This window comes from Methylobacillus sp. MM3 (assembly GCF_001645185.1).
Taxonomy (GTDB): domain Bacteria; phylum Pseudomonadota; class Gammaproteobacteria; order Burkholderiales; family Methylophilaceae; genus MM2.
Genome location: NZ_LXTQ01000040.1, coordinates 233,487 through 250,834, shown reverse-complemented (window position 1 = coordinate 250,834; position 17,348 = coordinate 233,487). Strand labels below are relative to the sequence as shown.

Sequence of the window (17,348 nt, the reverse complement as noted above, 5' to 3'; positions counted from 1 at the left end):
TGCAGTCGATCAGCCCGGGGCCGGCTTCAGCAGCAACCCGACCTTTTCCACCTTGTTTTGCTTCAACAGATCCATGACGCTGACCACATCCTCATACCGCACGCTTTTGTCGGCCGCGATCACCACGGACTGTTCCGGCTTGCCTTCGGTTTTCTGACGAATGGCCAGCAGCATTTCGCCCCGCTCCATCGGCTTGCCATCGAGCTCCAGCGACTTGTTGGCCTTGAGTGTCACCACCAGCGGCGAGGCGGTCTGCTTCAATGCCTGCCCGACCTGGGGCAACTCCACCACGCCGGGGTTCGTCATCGGCGCGGTGATCATGAAAATGATCAGCAGCACCAGCGTCACGTCGATATAGGGCACGACGTTGATCTGGTTCATCAGGCGGCGGGAGCGTCTTCCGCGTGCCATCAGGCTTTCCTCTGCAGGATGTTGGAAAATTCCTCGATAAAGCTTTCGTAGCGCACCGCCAGCCGGTCGACATTGGCGGCAAACCGGTTATAGGCGATCACCGCGGGAATGGCTGCGAAGAGACCCATCGCGGTCGCGATCAGCGCCTCGGAAATGCCGGGCGCAACGTGCGCCAGCGTGGCCTGCGCCACATTGGCGAGGCCGCGGAAGGAATTCATGATGCCCCACACCGTACCGAGCAGGCCGACGTAAGGCGTGACCGAACCGACAGAGGCCAGAAAGGGCAAATGCGCATCCATGTCATCCATCTCGCGATTGAACGCAGCGCGCATCGCGCGACGCGAGCCTTCCATGATGTCGCTGACCTCCATGCCGCCCTGACGCTTGTGGCGCGCGTATTCCTTAAAGCCTGCCTCGAAAATGCTGGCCATGCCGCGCGCACGACGGCGGCCGGTGGAAACGCCTTCGTAAAGCTTGTTGAGATCACCACCGCTCCAGAAAGCGCGCTCGAACGTATCGGCCTCGTCTGCGGCGCGCTTGATCGTGAACATTTTCAGAAAGATGTACCACCATGAGACCAGCGAAGCCAGCAGCAGCAAGGCCATCACGATCTGCACCGGAACCGTGGCTCCGGTAACCAGACTGATCAGCGACATATCATGGGATAGATTCATTGGAACTCCATATTGGGTTTGTTCATACTAGTTTTTCTCGAATAACAGGAGGAATCGCCACCGGCTTGAAACGCTCCGCATCCACACAAACGACCTCTACCTTGGCTTCGGTCAGGATTTCCTCGCCGCGCAGTATCGTCTGCCCGAACTCCAGCAGGCTGCGCCCGGAACTCGACAGTTCGGTCACGACACTCAACGCATCGTCGAAACATGCGGGCTTCCTGTATTTTAAACGGACTTCGCGTACGACAAATAGGACACCCGGATCATTACGCAGCGCGATCTGCTCGAAACCCAGGCTGCGCAGCCATTCGGTGCGGGCGCGTTCCATGAATTTGAGGTAGTTGGCGTGATAAACCACGCCGCCGCCATCGGTGTCCTCATAATAGACACGCACCGGCCAGACAAATTTATTCATCGAACAGCTGACCGCCCAGATGAGATGGGGTCGCCAGCCCGAAATGCTGATAGGCGAGTTGCGTCGCAATCCGGCCGCGCGGCGTGCGCATCAGGTAGCCTTGCTGGATCATGTAGGGCTCCAGCACGTCTTCGATGGTGTCGCGTTCCTCGCCGATGGCGGCGGCAAGATTATCCAGGCCGACTGGGCCGCCGCCGAATTTCTCCAGCACCGCCAGCAGCAACTTCCGATCCATGACGTCAAAACCCAGCTTGTCCACATCGAGCATCTTGAGCGCCGCATCGGCAATATCCGCGGAAACCACGCCATTACCCTTCACCTGCGCATAATCGCGCACGCGGCGCAGCAGGCGGTTGGCGATACGCGGCGTGCCGCGTGACCGTCGCGCGATTTCCAGCGCGCCCGTTTCTTCCATCACCACGTCGAGCAAATTCGCCGAACGGTGAACGATACGTCCCAATTCTTCCGGCGTATAAAACTCCAGCCGCGCCACAATGCCGAAGCGGTCGCGCAGTGGATTGGTCAGCATGCCAGCGCGCGTCGTGGCCCCGACCAGCGTGAACGGCGGCAGGTCGAGCCGCACCGAGCGGGCGGACGGCCCTTCGCCTATCATGATATCGAGACGGTAATCCTCCATCGCCGGATACAGGATTTCCTCAACGACTGGCGATAGGCGGTGAATTTCGTCGATAAATAGAACATCGTTCGGCTCCAGGTTGGTCAGCAACGCGGCAAGGTCGCCTGCGCGCTCGAGAACCGGGCCGGAAGTCTGGCGCATATTGACGCCCATCTCGCGGGCAACAATGTGTGCGAGCGTGGTCTTGCCCAGTCCCGGCGGGCCGAACAGCAGCACATGATCAAGCGCTTCGGAGCGTCCGCGTGCGGCATTGATGAAAATTTCCAGTTGGCCGCGCGCCTTCTCCTGACCGATATATTCATCCAGCACCTTGGGGCGCAGCGCACGCTCCAGGGCCTCTTCTTCCCGCCCCATGGGTTCGGCGGCGATTAGACGGTCAGTTTCTATCATGGCGCTTCCACTATTTTTTGCTGCTGCGCTGCTATCCAATGCTGGATCAGCTTCAAACCCAATGCGAGCAGTGTCGGCCCAAGAAAGATACCGATCAGGCCGAATGCAATGGCCCCACCCAGAATCCCCAGAATGATGAGCAGCAATGGCAGCTTTGCCGAATGGCTGATCAGGATAGGTTTGACAATGTTATCCACGCTGCTGATGGCAAATACGCCATACACAATCAGGAAAATTGCCCAGCCTATCTCACCTTGATTAAACAGCCACAACGCCGCACCGCCCCATATCAGCGGAGGCCCGACCGGTATCATGGACAGGAAAAAAGTAGCCGTCGCCAGCAGCAATGGCGCCGGCGCGCCGGCGATCATGAAGCCCAGCCAGGCAACAACGGACTGCGCTACGGCAGTGCCGAAGATGCCCAGCATTACCGCCTTGACCGTGCCGCCTGACAAATCCAGCATTTTTATGCCCAGATCATCGCCCAACTTGCGCGCAACAATCACCAGGTTTTCCGACAGCTTCGCGCCGTCGCGATAGAAAAAGAATGCAACCACAACCACCAATATCAACTGCATCAGGCCCGCACCGACCCCTTGCGCACCACGCAGGGCAAGCTCGCGCGCGGGATCCTTGTACTGGCTCAGCCAGCGTACAAATTCGCCCTGACTGGTTGCCATCCTCTGCCAGAAACTGCCGAGCGATTCGCCGATCAACGGCAGATTCCGCAGCCATTCCGGCGCAAACGGGTTGGGGTGCTCGAACTTCGGCCGCAAATGCTCAAACAAGGCCGTCGCCGAATCGGCCAGATTCGCCGCCAGATAAGCCATCGGTACTATCAATGCAACCAGCAGCAGCAAGGTCATCACGGCAGCCGCGAGCATATCCCTGCGGCCCAATCGCACCCACAGGCCCTGGTAGAACGACCAGGTGGAAACGCAGATAACCGCTGCAAACAGAATGGCGGTCATGAAAGGTTCCAGCACAAGGAACCCGCCAACAATCAGGAAAGTGACCAGGGTGATGCGGGCAAGTTGGCCGGTATTGATCATATACTCAGTCAGGCCCGGGACAGGGTTTTCAATGCCTGACGAATGCCATCCGACACGGAAATATCGGCGGGAAGCTGCTTTACCGCGGCCAGCGCTTCGCGTTCGTTGTAGCCGAGGGCAAGCAAGGCATTCAAGGTGTCATGGCCGCCATTTGAAGCCGAAGCGCCGCCAGCGGACGGCAGGGACGCCTCAAAACCAAGCTTGTCTTTCAGCTCAAGCAACAGACGCTCGGCAGTTTTCTTGCCGATGCCGGGAATGCGTGTCAGCAGGCTGGGTTCCTGCAAGGTGATAGCCTGGGCCAGATCCTCTACCGACAGGCCGGAGAGTATGCCCAGCGCGGATTTGGCGCCGATGCCGTTCACCTTGAGCAACTGGCGAAAGGTCGCGCGCTCGCGATCGGTGGCAAAACCGTACAGCAGCTGCGCGTCTTCGCGCACGATAAACTGCGTGTGCAAGGTAACGCGCTCGCCGGTCTGCGGCAGGTTGTAAAAGGTACTCATCGGCACTTCGACCTCATAGCCGACGCCACTCACATCCACCAGCACCTGGGGAGGATTTTTTTCCAGCAATACGCCCGTCAGACGTCCAATCACACCAGCCTCCCGCCTTTTACTCTGAATCCCGCTGTCGCCAGCTTGCCCAGCCCCTGCCCACCATGCGCATGACAAATCGCACAGGCCAGCGCATCGGCCGAATCCGGCTTGGGAATCGCCGGCAGCTTCAGCAGCCGCTTGACCATTTCCTGCACCTGCTCCTTGGCTGCATGTCCATTGCCGACGACGGATTGCTTCACCTGCAACGCCGTATATTCCGCGACCGGGAGATCGCGCAGCACCGCAGCGGAAATCGCCGCGCCGCGCGCCTGTCCCAGCAGCAAGGTCGATTGCGGATTCACATTGACGAACACTTTTTCGATAGCGACCTGCTCGGGTTGATAGGTAGCAATGACTTCAGCAAGGCCGTCCAGTATGACCTTGAGCCGACCAGGCAATTCACCACCCGAACCGGTCTTGACGGTGCCGCTGGCAATGTAGGCCAGTTTTTCGCCCGTTTTTTCGATCACGCCGAAGCCCGTGATCTGGAGGCCCGGGTCTATCCCTAGAATGCGCATCCCTGCCTTTCCGTCCCAAGCGGGCCTGCTTTCTGCACCGCAGCGCCAATATCTCGGCGCCTGGCATTTATTCTTCGATTACCGCAGAGGTATAAACTTCCTGCACATCGTCCAAATCGTCCAGCGCGTCCAGCAGCTTTTGCATTCGCACCGCTTCGTCGCCGGTCAGCACGGTTTCCGTGCCCGCCTTCATGGTCACTTCCGCCATTTCCGCCTTGAGGCCAGCGGCTTCCAGCGCCGTTTTCACCGCGTCAAAATCGTTTGGTGCGGTAATCACCTCGATACTGCCATCATCATTGGTAATCACATCGTCCGCACCGGCTTCCAGCGCGGCTTCCATGATTTTGTCCTCGTCCGCGCCGGGCGCAAACAGCAGGGTGCCGCAGTGCCTGAACATGAAAGCAACCGAACCGTCGGTGCCGAGGTTGCCACCGAATTTGCTGAACGCGTGGCGCACATCGGCCACCGTACGGGTCTTGTTGTCGGTCATGCAATCGACCATGACTGCGGCGCCGTTGATGCCGTAGCCTTCATAACGGAGCTCTTCGTAGTTGACGCCTTCGAGCTGGCCCGAGCCGCGCTTGACCGCGTTCTCGATATTATCCTTGGGCATGGATTCAGCCTTGGCCTTGTCGATAGCCATGCGCAAACGCGGATTGATCGCCGGATCGCCGCCGCCGAGTTTGGCCGCCACGGTGATTTCCTTGATCAAGCGTGTGAATATCTTCCCACGCTTGGCGTCCTGACGGCCTTTACGATGCTGAATATTGGCCCATTTGCTATGCCCTGCCATTTTTCGAAATCCTCAATAATTACCTGAAAATCAGCCGAATTCTACCACACGCTAATCCTGGCCCATTGCCGCATCCACTTGCAGATGGCGCCGGATACTGATCCAGGAGATCACCAGCAGCGCGCCGATGATCATCGCCATGCCAAGCGCCTCCACCGGCGATGGGCGTTCGCCCAATTGCAGCCAGGCTGACAACACTGCAATCACCGGTATCAGCATCGAAGTCATGCTCGCCACCCCAGCCGGCAAACGCTGCAACGCATAGAGCCAGGCCATCCAGCCAAGCGCATTTGCCAGCAGCACGCTGAAAACGATCGCTCCGATATAAGTGGGATTCCAGTCAATGGGCTTGCCGATATCGCCCAATGCGAAAAGTACAATAGGAATGGAGCCAAACAGCATTTGCCAAGCGGTAAACGAAAGCAGATCGAGATCGGGAACGCGCTGGGTCAGCTTTTTGTGGAAAATCACGGAAAGCGCCCAGCTGATCCCCGCCATCACTGCCAATCCCATGCTTACAAGGCTGCCGTGCAAATGCCAGGGTTGCAGTATGAAAACCAGGCCGGCCAGGGCCAACAACACAGCGAGCCATTGCATGCCCCGGATGCGCTCGCCCAACACCGGCCAGGCGAGCAGCAACACCCAGAAAGGCATCGTGAATGACAGCACCGATGTTTTCCCCGCTGCGCCCTGCACCAGCGCCCAGATGATAAAACCCGTAAATCCGGTCGTCTGCAACAAACCCAGCACGATGGTGCTAGGCACTTCTCGCGGCTTTAGCGGCCTGCGCATCGCAGCCATAAGCATCAGCAAAAACAATCCGCCGCCGAATGTTCGCATCGCCGCAAATTGCGATGCCGTCGAATATTCCAACGCGACTTTCATGACTACCCAGTTATAACCCCAGACCAGGGCGAGCACCATGAGCGCAGCGAAAGCGCGAACTTGCTGGGAAGCGAACATTTTCATTGGATTGGCTGAAAATTAAAGTGATGGCGATGCCGGAAGCGACATTATATTCATGCCGCCGGCATATTTCGGAAAAGTCATCTCGTGCCTGTTTGCATTTCTCTTAAAAGGAGTAATACTTTCTCAACAACGTATAACAGCACTGAGGAGAAATCATGAAAACCGTGCGGCAACTGCTGGACGCCAAAGGCGGCCCCACTCTGTCGGTTTCATCCGATGCAACGGTGTACGAAGCTTTGGTCATCATGGCCGAGAAACATATCGGCGCACTTCTCGTCATGGACGAAGATCGCCTGGTCGGCATTTTTTCCGAACGCGACTATGCGCGCAATGTCGTGCTCAAGGGCAAGTCATCGAAGGACACACCGATCAAGGAAATCATGACGCCGGGCACCTTGCTGATTACCGTGAATCCGGGCCAGACGGTCGAGGAATGCCTGAACCTGGTCACTGACAAGCGCATTCGCCATTTGCCGGTACTGGAGGAAGGCAAAGTCATTGGCGTGCTCTCCATCGGTGACCTGGTCAAGGCCACCATTGAGTATCAGCAGTTCCTGATCAAGCAGCTGGAAAGCTACATTCACAGCTAACTCTCGGTAGCGCAGGCGTCTCGCCTGCACCGGCCCGGCTTACTTGAGCGAATGCAGACGGGACGCCTGCGCTACCGATATCTCCCTAGATAAACCGGGCAAGCAAAGCCTTGCTTGCATCGCTGCCGGGCATCTGCATCCTGACGACATGTCCACTGCCCGGCGCCGCATCCACCGATTCACCCATTTCGTTATATAAGGTATCGACCACCATCTGACGATTTCCCGAGGGGTGAATGATCTCAAGACGATCACCTACCGCAAAGCGGTTCTTCACCGCAATTTCCGCCACTCCGCTCTCTGCATCGAATCCCACCACATCTCCGACGTACTGGCTGCGTCCGGATTCCGAATAGCCCTTGAGATAATTCTGATGCTCGGCCGTGTGATGGCGCTCGTAGAAACCATCGGTATAACCACGGTTGGCCAGTCCTTCCAGCTCCGCCAGCAAGGTGTAGTCGAATGGCTTGCCGACCACCGCATCGTCAATGGCACGACGATATACCTGACAGGTACGCGCCACGTAATAAAGCGATTTGGTGCGGCCTTCGATCTTGAGCGAATCAATGCCGATCTGTGCTAATCGCTCGACATGCTCGACCGCCCGCAAATCCTTGGAATTCATGATGTAGGTGCCGTGCTCGTCTTCCAGGATGGGCATCAGCTCGCCGGGGCGGTTTTTTTCCTCGATCAGGTAAACCTTGTCCGCTTCGGGGTGACGCGGCAGGCTGCCGCAGCTCGAAAGTGCGGATTTCTCCATCTCGGCACGGAAATCGAAATCCTTGGAGCGAATCACGCCCACCGGATCTTCCTCGGCGTCATGCACCTTGTAATCCCAACGACAGGAGTTGGTGCACGTCCCTTGATTCGGGTCCCGATGATTGAAATAGCCGGACAACAGGCAACGGCCGGAATAAGCAATGCACAGCGCACCGTGAATAAACACCTCCAGCTCCATGTCCGGGCACTGCTGCCGGATCTCCGCCACTTCGTCCAGCGACAACTCGCGCGACAGGATCACGCGGGAAAGACCTATCGCCTTCCAGAACTTCACCGCCGCGTAATTAACGGTATTCGCCTGCACGGAAAGATGTATCGGCATCTCCGGCCACTTTTCGCGCACCATCATGATCAACCCAGGATCGGCCATGATCAGCGCGTCCGGCTTCATCGCGATCACTGGCGCCATATCGTCCAGATAACTCTTCACCTTGGCGTTGTGCGGCATCAGGTTGGAGGCGACGAAGAACTTCTTGCCGCGCTGGCGCGCCTCGGCAATACCGGTCGCCAATTGCTCGAGCTTGAACTCATTATTGCGCGCGCGCAGGCTGTAGCGCGGCTGGCCGGCATAGACGGCATCCGCACCGAAATCGTACGCCGCGCGCATTTTTTCCAGCGTACCGGCTGGAGCGAGTAATTCAGGTGCTTTCATTAAAACATTTACTCCGTTCACCCCGTGGTTATCGAAAGGCGATAGCCCAACTTTATTCCCCGATAATCTTCACCAGTACCCGCTTGTTACGCCGTCCATCGAATTCACCGTAGAAAATCTGCTCCCACGGGCCGAAGTCGAGCCGTCCTTCCGTCACGGCCACAACCACCTCGCGCCCCATCACCTGACGCTTCATGTGCGCATCGGCATTGTCTTCGCCCGTATCGTTGTGTCGATACCCGCTCACAGGTTCATGCGGAGCCAGCTTCTCCAGCCATACGCCATAGTCGTGATGCAGCCCGCGTTCATCATCGTTGATGAATACGCTCGCGGTAATGTGCATCGCATTGACCAGCACCAACCCTTCCTTGATGCCGCTCTCGCGCAGGCACTCCTGAATCTCGGAAGTAATATTGATAAAGGCCATCCGCGTGGGCGCCTTAAACCAGAGTTCCTTTCGATAGCTTTTCATACCAGCTCCCATGCAAGTTCAAATAGTCCTCCGGATTATACCAAGCGATTCATGGGCATCGGCGATGCGGCAACACTCACTCCCTTTCCGACTCGCCAGACTCTCTTCAAAACTCGGGACGTAACAAGTGTTGCAAAAATGCAACAGAGTGTAACAAGGTGTCGCATGAATCGCACAAAACTGTTGCGGATGCCAATTTCGGTTTGGCATACTGAGTTCACTTCTCGCAAGGGGAGTTCGCGAACTCTCTCGCAAAGGTTTCTAGAATACCTACCGAGATATTTCAAACTTAAAGGAGAAATATATGAACAAGAAACTGAGCATGGCAGTTGCCGGCGCCGTTATGGCGATGGGCGCTTCCGCTGCAAACGCCGGCATCACCATCCCGGCAGGCGACTGGACCATCGACATCGGTGGTAACGTCAACGCTTTCTACACACACACCAAGTTTGATGATGCTCTGGACACCGCTGGTGAAGACACCGCAAATGTGATCCAAACCGGTCTGCTGCCTTCCGCACTGGGCATCGGCGGTAAGACTCGTCAGAATGACCTGGACATTGCTTTCCAGTTCACATTCTTCACTGGCGTTGACTCTGGGTCCGGCTCCGCTGGCGGTTCCAACAGCCTGAATATTCGTCAAGCTTACTTGACCTTCGGCGACAAGAGCTGGGGTACTATCAAGGCTGGTCGCGACCTTGGCATCTTCGAATCCGATGCCATTCTGTCTGACATGACCCTGCTGGGCGTTGGTATCGGCGCCGGCGCTGGTGGCACTTCCACTCTGGGCCGTATCGGCACCGGTTATGTTTATGCTGACTGGGTTGGTCAAATCTCCTACGCTTCCCCGAACTGGAACGGTTTCAGCTTCGCTGTTGGCGTGCGTGAGCCTTGGTCCAACGGTTCCTCCAATACCGACATCCGTAGCGATATGGGTTATGAAGGTAAGGTAACGTACGAATGGGCTGGCGATGTTGCTGGCAAGGTCTGGTTGGGTGCTATCAGCCAAAAGCATGACACCGACACCGGTTCCGTCGACAGCTACACTTCCCGTGGCTACGACATCGGCGGTAAGATTAGCTTCGGCGGCTTCGGCTTGGTTGCCAACTACTACAATGGTGACGGCCTGTCCGGCGCTTACGGCGCTGCAAGCGGCCTGGCATTCCTGGCTAACAACGACTCCGAAGACGACGGCTACTACGTGCAAGGTACTTATGTCCTCCCGGGCATCGGCACCAAGCTCGGCCTGTCTTATGGTAAGAGCACGTCCGAACAAGACGGCACCGCTGTTGAGTTCGAAAACGAAGCTTGGATCATCGGCGCGTACCACCCCCTTACCAAGAGCCTGAACTTGGTTGCTGAGTACACTGACAACCAATACGAAGATTTCGGTGGCGTTGTCGGTAACGATGCAGAAGCCAAGACCGTGTCTCTCGGCGCAATCCTGTTTTTCTAAGATTCTTAGAAAACAAGAAAGCTAAAAAACGGCACCTTCGGGTGCCGTTTTTTTTGCATGATTAATACATTAGCTCAACCGCTCAACAGAAAAACTTGCTGGTGATTGCCCATTACGTGCCCGCTGCGCCATAACGCCCAAGGCCTCTTCGAAATATAATCTGTACTGATATATATTAAATAATGGCACAGTAACCATTTTCTCCCTCAGCTTTGTTTTAATGCTCTCCAAGCCAGACTTGTTGGTAGCCAACCTCACTGCTAGCTCTTCGTAATCTGCCAGTGACTCCGTAATTAATTCAGGCAGACCCACTGCGTGCAAAAGGCTGCCAGCAACACGAGACGCATTGCTCTTTCCGGCATAAGTTAAAACAGGCAAGCCCGCCCATAGCGCATCACTAGCTGTGGTATGGGCGTTATAAGGCCATGTATCCAAAAAGAGGTCTGCCAGCCTGTGCCGCGCCAAGTGATCTTTCAATGACGGAGTTCGCTCAGCAAATACAATTCGTCCCGGCTGCACCCCTTGATTGGTGGCCTGCTGCCTCAGGCTGTCTTTTACTGTGTCATTGCAACGCGCAAGCCACAGCACACTATCGTCGACCCGTCTCAACAATCTCATCCAAAGATCGAATACAGGTGGCACAATTTTGTAGTGTGTATTGAACGCGCAGAAAACGACCCCGTGCTCAGGAAGACCGCACTCTTCTCTTGTAGGAATATCCGAGGCAATCTCCCTATTTGTGTCGTTTGGCTGGAAACAGTCAGGTAAATACACCAATTGTTCAGAATAAAAGCCGCGCGCACTTTCGGGCACAATAAATTTATCCCCAATCAAGTAATCTATGTAATTGGTGCCTGTAGTGCCGGCATATCCTAAAAAACTAGCCTGTACTGGCGCTGCACGCTCTGCCAGAATCCCGAGCCTGGAGTCCGTAGTAAACCCCATTAAATCGATAGCAATATCAACCTGCATCTCTCGCAGAAGTTCAGCTACCTGGCGATCACTCAAACTCCGTACGTCTATAAATTGATCAAATGCTTGAACCATCCTTCTTCTTAATGGGCTCTGATCATCGTCGCCATACGAAACACCGATCACCTCGAAGCGTGATCGGTCGTGCTGCTCGATCAGTTGGACGATCAGTTGTGAAACAGCATGCTGACGGAAATCTGCAGACAAATAAGCGACGCGGATTTTGTCATGCATGTAATGAGGCTTCGTGACTATCGGCACCATTGCAGGAAACTTATGCTGAGCAAAAGTTCTGGCGCACAAAAGCTGATGAGCCGGCGAATCGGCAATTGCGAGAAGGTCAAAAGGCTTGCATACGCGTTTACCTGACTCGATTTCGCGTAAAACCTCAGAAACATCTTCATCCCATGATGCCCAGTTACAACAATAAAGCTTTGAAAAGACCATGCTGCCTAACGCATATTCATAATCAGGGTAAATGTTAAGCAGCTTCCGAAACACTTCAACCGCATCTTGATGGCGACCTAGTTCTTGCAGAGCATTTCCAAGATTACTTAGCGCACCCGGATGGTTAGGAGCAATTTGAAGTGACCGCTGATAGAGCGTGACTGCATTCTGAAGCTGACCAATATCCTGTAAGGCATTTCCATAATTAATCAGAGCGTCTAAATAGCTAGGATTGATCGCTAACGCTTTTTTGAAGTGCTCGATAGCCTCATGACTACGTTCAATATCTCTAAGGACAACTCCAAGATTATTATGAGCATCTGCATAGTTCGGCTGGGCTTTGACCGCTCGTTTTAGCAGTTCTATCGCCAGTGAATCGTTTCCTGCCTGGTAAGCCAGAATGCCAAGCAAGTTCAATGCAACAGCATTATTTGGGGCATGCTGCAGCACTTTCCTGCATAAGGCTGCAGCTTCTTTCAAATTTCCTATTTCTGCTTGTTTCCCGGCAGCAGCCAAGGCGCTGGAAATCTGCGCTTGTGATGGCCTCTCCACGCTCTTGCTTGCCCCTGAAGCCGAGTCAGTTTGACTCATGCAACATTGCTTATATTTTTTGCCGCTGCCACATGGGCACGGCTCATTGCGTCCAACTTTATTCATGGCGTTGATTTTCATTTCCGTATAAAGAATGAATCGCGGTTACGCTTTCGCTTACTGTTTAGTCAAAAACTTGAGAGAATATCTACTCTAAGCGTTTAAATTCTGATTCTCTTCACTAATCATTTTCTTAGCTAATTAAATATGACCCAAAAACCCGGGCGTAATGATACTTGCCCTTGCGGCAGTGGCAAAAAATATAAGCAATGTTGCTTGAATAACATATCAGGCCGGATTAACCATTCCTTGGTCCGCGAAACAGAAAATCGCCGAGCACTTCAGGCAGCCTGGTTGCATAGACAACAGGGCAACCTGACTCAGGCTGAAGGCATTTGTCAAAAGATCTTACAGTTATCACCAAACCAGCAAGATGCGCTTCACTTATTGGGTTCAATTGCTCTTCAGCAAGGCAATCTAGAAGTTGCAACAACCCTTCTTCAACGTGCAATCAAGGCAAACCCTTCCAATCCGGAATTTCATAACAACCTCGGTTTGGCCTTCCATGAAAATGGAGACCTCGAATCAGCCGCTAATCATTATCGCCGCGCACTGGAATTAGCTCCAGATTATGCTAATGCCTCATTCAATCTACATGCATTGTTAATCAATCCAACGGATATGAAACCTGCAATTAGACAATTGCAAAAGACCCTGAATATATGTCCTTCAGACAATGAGACGCGTTATGTTTTAGGCGTGCTATGCGATTACGAAGACGATATAAAGAGAGCGGATGAGCACTTTGCGGTGCTCGAAAAAGGAAGTCGACTTGATAAAGCTCGTCTTGATGCATGGCATTACCTTAAGTCCTCTTGCAAAAATCTGCCACCGATTACCGGAAGTGGTTTGCAAACTTTCAAACTTGCCTTGGATGTCGCTCCCGACTCAGGTCTAGTTCTGGAATTTGGTGTACGGTTCGGCACCTCCATCCGAAAAATTTCGGCCTTGGTCAATGAGCCGGTTCATGGCTTTGACAGCTTTGAAGGCTTGCCTGAAGTATGGCATCACGAACCAAAGGGAAGTTATACAACCAAGGGAGAATTACCTTGTGTTCCAAAAAATGTTGAGTTGCATGTAGGTTGGTTTGAAAACACTCTGCCCAAATTTCTTGATGAGCATAAGGATTTTGTTCGTTTCATAAATATTGACTGCGATATTTATAGCTCGACTAAAACAGTCCTGAATCTCTTGGCTCCCAGAATAGTGCCGGGAAGTGTCATTGTGTTTGATGAGTATATTGGCAACGAACACTGGCGAGAGGATGAATTCAAGGCATTTCAAGAGGCTGTAGAAAAATATGGTTGGTCTTATGAATATATTTGTTTCAGTATTTTCACAAAACAAGTAGCGGTTAAAATTAAAACAATTGGTTGCTAATGAACATGCCAGGCCCCGAAAATATTGTCGTAGTTATAAATGAATATAAATATATCAATGATTTCATTCGATTGAACGAGGCTTGGATAGCTCATTATTTTCAAATCGAAGAGGCGGACAGAAGTCTATTTGGAAAACCATCCAAAATTATTGATGATGGCGGATTTATTTTCACTCTACTGAAAAATTCAGAAGCTATAGGAGTCTGCGCTTTATTCAAAGAGCATGAGCACGAGTATCAACTGGCGAGAATGGCTGTTGACAAACAACATCAAGGAAGTGGTTTTGGAAATTTATTGATCGAAGCAGCAATTAGTAAACTGCAAGAAATAAAGGCAACTCGCGTTTACCTTCTTTCAAACACCACATTAGCACCAGCAATAGGACTATATAAAAAATATGGTTTTGTTACAGTTTTTAAAGGACAGCATCCTGTATACGCCAGATGCAATATCATCATGGAAAAGCATTTAGACGAAACTACCACAGACCACCTTTGACAAAACTTCAGCAGAAGCCGGTGCCATGGTTACGCCGTAACGGAAATGTCCGGTATTCAGATAAAGATTGTCGAAATCCGGATGACGGCCGATCGTCGGGATATTGTCCGGAGATCCCGGACGCAGGCCACTCCAGTGCCGGATCACGGGCGCATCGGCAAGCTGCGGCAATAGATCGCGGGCTTTTCGGGATAGATCCCGGGCGGCACTTTCGGTCGTGGATTTATCGAAACCGACATCTTCCACCGTACTGCCGGCGAGAATGTGGCCGTCGCGCCGGGGGATCAGGTAAAAGTCATTGCGATAGAGTATGGTCGACAACGCGCCCATTTCAAGTTGATAAAGCAGCATTTGTCCACGCATGGGCTTTACCGGCACCGGCTGCGCATGTTCGCCCAGGAGGTTATGGCTCCAAGCGCCCGCAGTCACTACGTAAACATCCGATTCGAAACGGATACCCTTGCTGCTCTGCCAGGACTGCACCTTTGCCGTCGCAGATTGCAATTGCAGCAATTCGGTATGCTCATGTATGGTCACGCCCAGGGCTTTCAATCGTGCACCCAGGGCTATCATTAATCGCGGATTGCGTACCTGAGCTACCTCTGGCAGCCATAATGACTCCCCTTGAATTTCGGCAGTGAGGCCATGCGTCTTGCACCATGTCAGGGCGGCCTCGCCGTCAAATTCCGGCAACACCCGCATCCCGCATGCCTGGTATTGCGGATCGATGCCCGTGGCTTCGAACAACTCCTCGCATAGCTCGCGATAGCGGGCAGCGCCAGCCAACGCGAGTTGATTCACTGGCTCCTTGTAATTCCACGGCAGCAAAGGAAACAGAATGCCGCCGCCTGCCCATGAGGCCTCGCCGCCAAGCACGCCCTGATCTACCAGCGTCACCTGCCAGTCTTTTTTTGCGAATGCCAGTGCAGTCAGGCAGCCGACAGCGCCGGCGCCTACGATAGTAATGGATGGTTTCATTTTCCGGTCAGAAGAAATGTGGCAGCACTGCTCAGATTATCGGGCGTGCCTTGCAAAACGACCATGTCGCCCTCCACTAGAATGACTTCGGGGGCAGGGCTCAGTCCTTTGGTATTCGGGCGCCGGATGGATTTGACCTGCACTTTATGCTGGGTCATGTCCAAATCCTTCAGGCGCATACGGCATGCATAAGCGCCAGCAGGCAACGCGACGGATTGCAGGCGCAACTGGTCTTCGTCGCGCGCATCCAGGTCGTAATCGGAAAGACCATGAAAAAATCCGCGGAACATCTGGTAGCGCTCTTCCCGGAAATGACGGATGCGCTTGACCACGCGCGAGAGCGGCACACCCATCATTACCAGTGCATGCGAAGCCAGCATCAGGCTACCTTCGAGCACTTCCGGGACCACCTCGGCCGCACCCGCATCGATGAATTTTTCCATATTGCTGTCATCCACGGTACGTACGATCACCGGCAATTGGGGGTAATTTTCCTGCACCACATGCAATACCTTCATTGAGGCGTGCTGGTCGGCATAGCTGATGACCACGGCCTTGGCGCGTTCGGCGCCGGCCGCTTTCAATACCACACGTCGACCGGCATCGCCATAGACGACGGTTTCTCCGGCATTGGCCGCCTCGCGTACTCGGGATGGGTCGATGTCCAGCGCGATGAACGGTATCCCCTCTTCATTCAGAAAGCGCGAAAGATATTGCCCGCTGCGTCCGAAACCGCAAATGATGACGTGATCGCTGAGTTGCTGGCCTATGCTCTCGATTTCGTTGATCTTGCGATCACGATTACTTTCGTAACTGCGCGACAAGCGGGAAGCGAACCAGCCGTTGTACTGGATGATGAAAGGCGCGACGACCATCGACAGCAGCGAAGCCGCCAGGACTATCTGGAATAAAGGACCGCCGAGTACGCCATGCCCCACACCGTGGGCCATGATAACGAAACTGAATTCACCGGCCTGGGCAAGCATAATGCCGGTCCGGATAGCCACTCCCGTCTCATGGCGAAAAAGCCGTGCCAGCTGGGTAATGATTAGCGCTTTCAAAAACACGATCAGAGCCAGCAGCAACAGAACCCATTCGACATTGGCGACGAGCGCACGGATGTCCAGCATCATGCCGACGGTAATGAAGAACAACCCCAGCAGAATATCGCGGAAAGGTGCGATATCGGCTTCCACCTGATATCGATAGCGGGTTTCCGAGATCAACATCCCCGCAATAAAGGCACCCAGCGCATAAGACAGCCCGGCCAGATTGGTGATGAAGGCCAACAACAAGGTGACCATCAGAACGTTCATCACGAACAGTTCGCGCGACTGCTGGCGGGCCACCAATTCAAACCAGGGGTTAATCAACCGCTTGCCGAATACCAGCAGGATGGACAGCGTAATCGCAGCCTTAAGCAACGACAAAACCAGCGTCATCGCCATTACTTCTGCAGGCGCGGCAAATGCGGGAATCATGATCAGGAGCGGTACGACGGCAAGATCCTGGAATAGCAGCACACCGACCGCCAGGCGACCATGTCGCGAACTGAGTTCGACTTTTTCCACCAGCATTTTTGAAACAATGGCAGTGGAGGACATCGCCATCGCACCGGCAAGCACCAGCGCCGCGCTCCAGTCGATACCGAGCGCCATCGCGCTTGGCATGACGATCAGCGTGGTCATCGCCACCTGCGCACCGCCCAACCCGAATACGGTCGTTCGCATTGCATACAATTGCGAAAGGCTGAATTCCAGACCGATACTGAACATCAGGAAAACAACACCGAATTCGGCCAGTTCGCGATTCGCTTCGCTGTCAGGCAAAAGACCAAAGGTATGCGGGCCGAGCAATATGCCAATCAGAAAATAAGCGAGCATCGTCGGCAGGCGCAACACGCGAAATAATGCGACCGCCAGGACGGCACCGGTAAGGAGAATCAGGATTGTTTCAAGGGTGCCGGGCATGGGTGGAAATCTTTACGCAAATTTTGTGCCGGATCGGGCGCTATT

General features: G+C 54.0%; 18 protein-coding genes. 4 read left to right on the top strand and 14 right to left on the bottom strand.

Annotation, left to right across the window (positions count from 1 at the left end):
• Window positions 1-9: 9 nt before the first annotated feature.
• From A7976_RS11610 to A7976_RS11570, 9 genes are all read right to left on the bottom strand, one after another.
• Window positions 10-411, bottom strand: coding sequence for a biopolymer transporter ExbD (locus A7976_RS11610; protein ID WP_067111854.1), 402 nt, complete (start codon window positions 409-411; stop codon window positions 10-12).
• Complete coding sequence (gene tolQ / locus A7976_RS11605; protein WP_067111851.1) at window positions 411-1,085, bottom strand: protein TolQ; 675 nt, start codon at window positions 1,083-1,085, stop codon at window positions 411-413. The genes A7976_RS11610 and tolQ overlap by 1 nt, the downstream gene beginning before the upstream one ends.
• A gap of 22 nt (window positions 1,086-1,107) precedes the next feature.
• Window positions 1,108-1,503 carry a tol-pal system-associated acyl-CoA thioesterase gene (gene ybgC / locus A7976_RS11600; protein WP_067111848.1) on the bottom strand — a complete coding sequence of 132 codons (396 nt, stop codon included), beginning with the start codon at window positions 1,501-1,503 and terminating at the stop codon, window positions 1,108-1,110.
• Window positions 1,496-2,530, bottom strand: a complete 1,035-nt coding sequence (gene ruvB, locus A7976_RS11595) for a Holliday junction branch migration DNA helicase RuvB (RefSeq protein WP_067111845.1) — start codon at window positions 2,528-2,530, stop codon at window positions 1,496-1,498. The genes ybgC and ruvB overlap by 8 nt, the downstream gene beginning before the upstream one ends.
• On the bottom strand, window positions 2,527-3,582 hold the full coding sequence (locus tag A7976_RS11590; protein WP_067111842.1) for an AI-2E family transporter: 1,056 nt from the start codon (window positions 3,580-3,582) through the stop codon (window positions 2,527-2,529). Before A7976_RS11590 ends, ruvB begins: the two co-directional genes overlap by 4 nt.
• An 8-nt stretch (window positions 3,583-3,590) precedes the next feature.
• Window positions 3,591-4,175 carry a Holliday junction branch migration protein RuvA gene (ruvA, locus tag A7976_RS11585; RefSeq protein WP_067111839.1) on the bottom strand — a complete coding sequence of 195 codons (585 nt, stop codon included), beginning with the start codon at window positions 4,173-4,175 and terminating at the stop codon, window positions 3,591-3,593.
• The gene (ruvC, locus tag A7976_RS11580; protein ID WP_067111836.1) at window positions 4,172-4,693 is read right to left on the bottom strand and encodes a crossover junction endodeoxyribonuclease RuvC; all 522 of its coding nucleotides are present in this window, start codon (window positions 4,691-4,693) and stop codon (window positions 4,172-4,174) included. The genes ruvA and ruvC overlap by 4 nt, the downstream gene beginning before the upstream one ends.
• A 67-nt stretch (window positions 4,694-4,760) precedes the next feature.
• Window positions 4,761-5,486, bottom strand: a complete 726-nt coding sequence (locus A7976_RS11575) for a YebC/PmpR family DNA-binding transcriptional regulator (protein WP_067111833.1) — start codon at window positions 5,484-5,486, stop codon at window positions 4,761-4,763.
• A gap of 51 nt (window positions 5,487-5,537) precedes the next feature.
• Complete coding sequence (locus tag A7976_RS11570) at window positions 5,538-6,455, bottom strand: DMT family transporter (RefSeq protein ID WP_067111830.1); 918 nt, start codon at window positions 6,453-6,455, stop codon at window positions 5,538-5,540.
• A gap of 155 nt (window positions 6,456-6,610) precedes the next feature.
• Here A7976_RS11570 and A7976_RS11565 point away from each other — a divergent pair, with 155 nt between their 5' ends.
• Window positions 6,611-7,045: a CBS domain-containing protein gene (locus A7976_RS11565; RefSeq protein ID WP_067111827.1), complete on the top strand. Its 435-nt coding sequence runs from the start codon at window positions 6,611-6,613 to the stop codon at window positions 7,043-7,045.
• An 85-nt stretch (window positions 7,046-7,130) separates the two neighbouring features.
• Here the strand turns inward: A7976_RS11565 and yegQ are convergent, their stop codons facing one another.
• Window positions 7,131-8,477 (bottom strand): tRNA 5-hydroxyuridine modification protein YegQ, encoded by a 1,347-nt coding sequence (gene yegQ, locus A7976_RS11560; protein WP_067111824.1) that lies wholly within the window; start codon window positions 8,475-8,477, stop codon window positions 7,131-7,133.
• Window positions 8,478-8,529: 52 nt separating this feature from the next.
• Window positions 8,530-8,949, bottom strand: a complete 420-nt coding sequence (locus A7976_RS11555; RefSeq protein ID WP_067111821.1) for a secondary thiamine-phosphate synthase enzyme YjbQ — start codon at window positions 8,947-8,949, stop codon at window positions 8,530-8,532.
• Window positions 8,950-9,253: 304 nt separating this feature from the next.
• On the opposite strand from A7976_RS11555, the gene A7976_RS11550 reads away from it, so the two are divergent.
• The gene (locus A7976_RS11550; RefSeq protein WP_067111818.1) at window positions 9,254-10,405 is read left to right on the top strand and encodes a porin; all 1,152 of its coding nucleotides are present in this window, start codon (window positions 9,254-9,256) and stop codon (window positions 10,403-10,405) included.
• Window positions 10,406-10,474: 69 nt separating this feature from the next.
• On the opposite strand, the gene A7976_RS11545 is transcribed toward A7976_RS11550, so the two are convergent.
• Window positions 10,475-12,496, bottom strand: coding sequence for a tetratricopeptide repeat protein (locus A7976_RS11545; RefSeq protein WP_082878109.1), 2,022 nt, complete (start codon window positions 12,494-12,496; stop codon window positions 10,475-10,477).
• Between the two features lie 126 nt (window positions 12,497-12,622).
• Between A7976_RS11545 and A7976_RS11540 the strand changes: the two genes are divergently transcribed.
• Both A7976_RS11540 and A7976_RS11535 read left to right on the top strand, forming a co-directional pair.
• Entirely contained in the window at window positions 12,623-13,855 is a 1,233-nt protein-coding gene (locus tag A7976_RS11540; protein ID WP_082878108.1) for a tetratricopeptide repeat protein, read from the top strand.
• Window positions 13,855-14,355 carry a GNAT family N-acetyltransferase gene (locus A7976_RS11535; protein ID WP_082878107.1) on the top strand — a complete coding sequence of 167 codons (501 nt, stop codon included), beginning with the start codon at window positions 13,855-13,857 and terminating at the stop codon, window positions 14,353-14,355. The genes A7976_RS11540 and A7976_RS11535 overlap by 1 nt, the downstream gene beginning before the upstream one ends.
• Here the strand turns inward: A7976_RS11535 and thiO are convergent.
• Both thiO and A7976_RS11525 read right to left on the bottom strand, forming a co-directional pair.
• Window positions 14,326-15,333 (bottom strand): glycine oxidase ThiO, encoded by a 1,008-nt coding sequence (gene thiO / locus A7976_RS11530; protein WP_067111812.1) that lies wholly within the window; start codon window positions 15,331-15,333, stop codon window positions 14,326-14,328. The genes A7976_RS11535 and thiO overlap by 30 nt on opposite strands.
• A complete protein-coding gene (locus A7976_RS11525; RefSeq protein WP_067111809.1) occupies window positions 15,330-17,303 on the bottom strand; it encodes a monovalent cation:proton antiporter family protein in 1,974 nt (657 codons plus the stop codon). Before A7976_RS11525 ends, thiO begins: the two co-directional genes overlap by 4 nt.
• Window positions 17,304-17,348: the final 45 nt, after the last annotated feature.

Excerpts from the sequence above, each read along its gene's own strand:
- A7976_RS11610 (WP_067111854.1), bottom strand. The coding sequence starts at position 411 with ATGGCACGCGGAAGACGCTCCCGCCGCCTGATGAACCAGATCAACGTC.
- tolQ (WP_067111851.1), bottom strand. The coding sequence starts at position 1,085 with ATGAATCTATCCCATGATATGTCGCTGATCAGTCTGGTTACCGGAGCC.
- ybgC (WP_067111848.1), bottom strand. The coding sequence starts at position 1,503 with ATGAATAAATTTGTCTGGCCGGTGCGTGTCTATTATGAGGACACCGAT.
- ruvB (WP_067111845.1), bottom strand. The coding sequence starts at position 2,530 with ATGATAGAAACTGACCGTCTAATCGCCGCCGAACCCATGGGGCGGGAA.
- A7976_RS11590 (WP_067111842.1), bottom strand. The coding sequence starts at position 3,582 with ATGATCAATACCGGCCAACTTGCCCGCATCACCCTGGTCACTTTCCTG.
- ruvC (WP_067111836.1), bottom strand. The coding sequence starts at position 4,693 with ATGCGCATTCTAGGGATAGACCCGGGCCTCCAGATCACGGGCTTCGGC.
- A7976_RS11575 (WP_067111833.1), bottom strand. The coding sequence starts at position 5,486 with ATGGCAGGGCATAGCAAATGGGCCAATATTCAGCATCGTAAAGGCCGT.
- A7976_RS11570 (WP_067111830.1), bottom strand. The coding sequence starts at position 6,455 with ATGAAAATGTTCGCTTCCCAGCAAGTTCGCGCTTTCGCTGCGCTCATG.
- A7976_RS11565 (WP_067111827.1), top strand. The coding sequence starts at position 6,611 with ATGAAAACCGTGCGGCAACTGCTGGACGCCAAAGGCGGCCCCACTCTG.
- yegQ (WP_067111824.1), bottom strand. The coding sequence starts at position 8,477 with ATGAAAGCACCTGAATTACTCGCTCCAGCCGGTACGCTGGAAAAAATG.
- A7976_RS11555 (WP_067111821.1), bottom strand. The coding sequence starts at position 8,949 with ATGAAAAGCTATCGAAAGGAACTCTGGTTTAAGGCGCCCACGCGGATG.
- A7976_RS11550 (WP_067111818.1), top strand. The coding sequence starts at position 9,254 with ATGAACAAGAAACTGAGCATGGCAGTTGCCGGCGCCGTTATGGCGATG.
- A7976_RS11545 (WP_082878109.1), bottom strand. The coding sequence starts at position 12,496 with ATGAAAATCAACGCCATGAATAAAGTTGGACGCAATGAGCCGTGCCCA.
- A7976_RS11540 (WP_082878108.1), top strand. The coding sequence starts at position 12,623 with ATGACCCAAAAACCCGGGCGTAATGATACTTGCCCTTGCGGCAGTGGC.
- A7976_RS11535 (WP_082878107.1), top strand. The coding sequence starts at position 13,855 with ATGAACATGCCAGGCCCCGAAAATATTGTCGTAGTTATAAATGAATAT.
- thiO (WP_067111812.1), bottom strand. The coding sequence starts at position 15,333 with ATGAAACCATCCATTACTATCGTAGGCGCCGGCGCTGTCGGCTGCCTG.
- A7976_RS11525 (WP_067111809.1), bottom strand. The coding sequence starts at position 17,303 with ATGCCCGGCACCCTTGAAACAATCCTGATTCTCCTTACCGGTGCCGTC.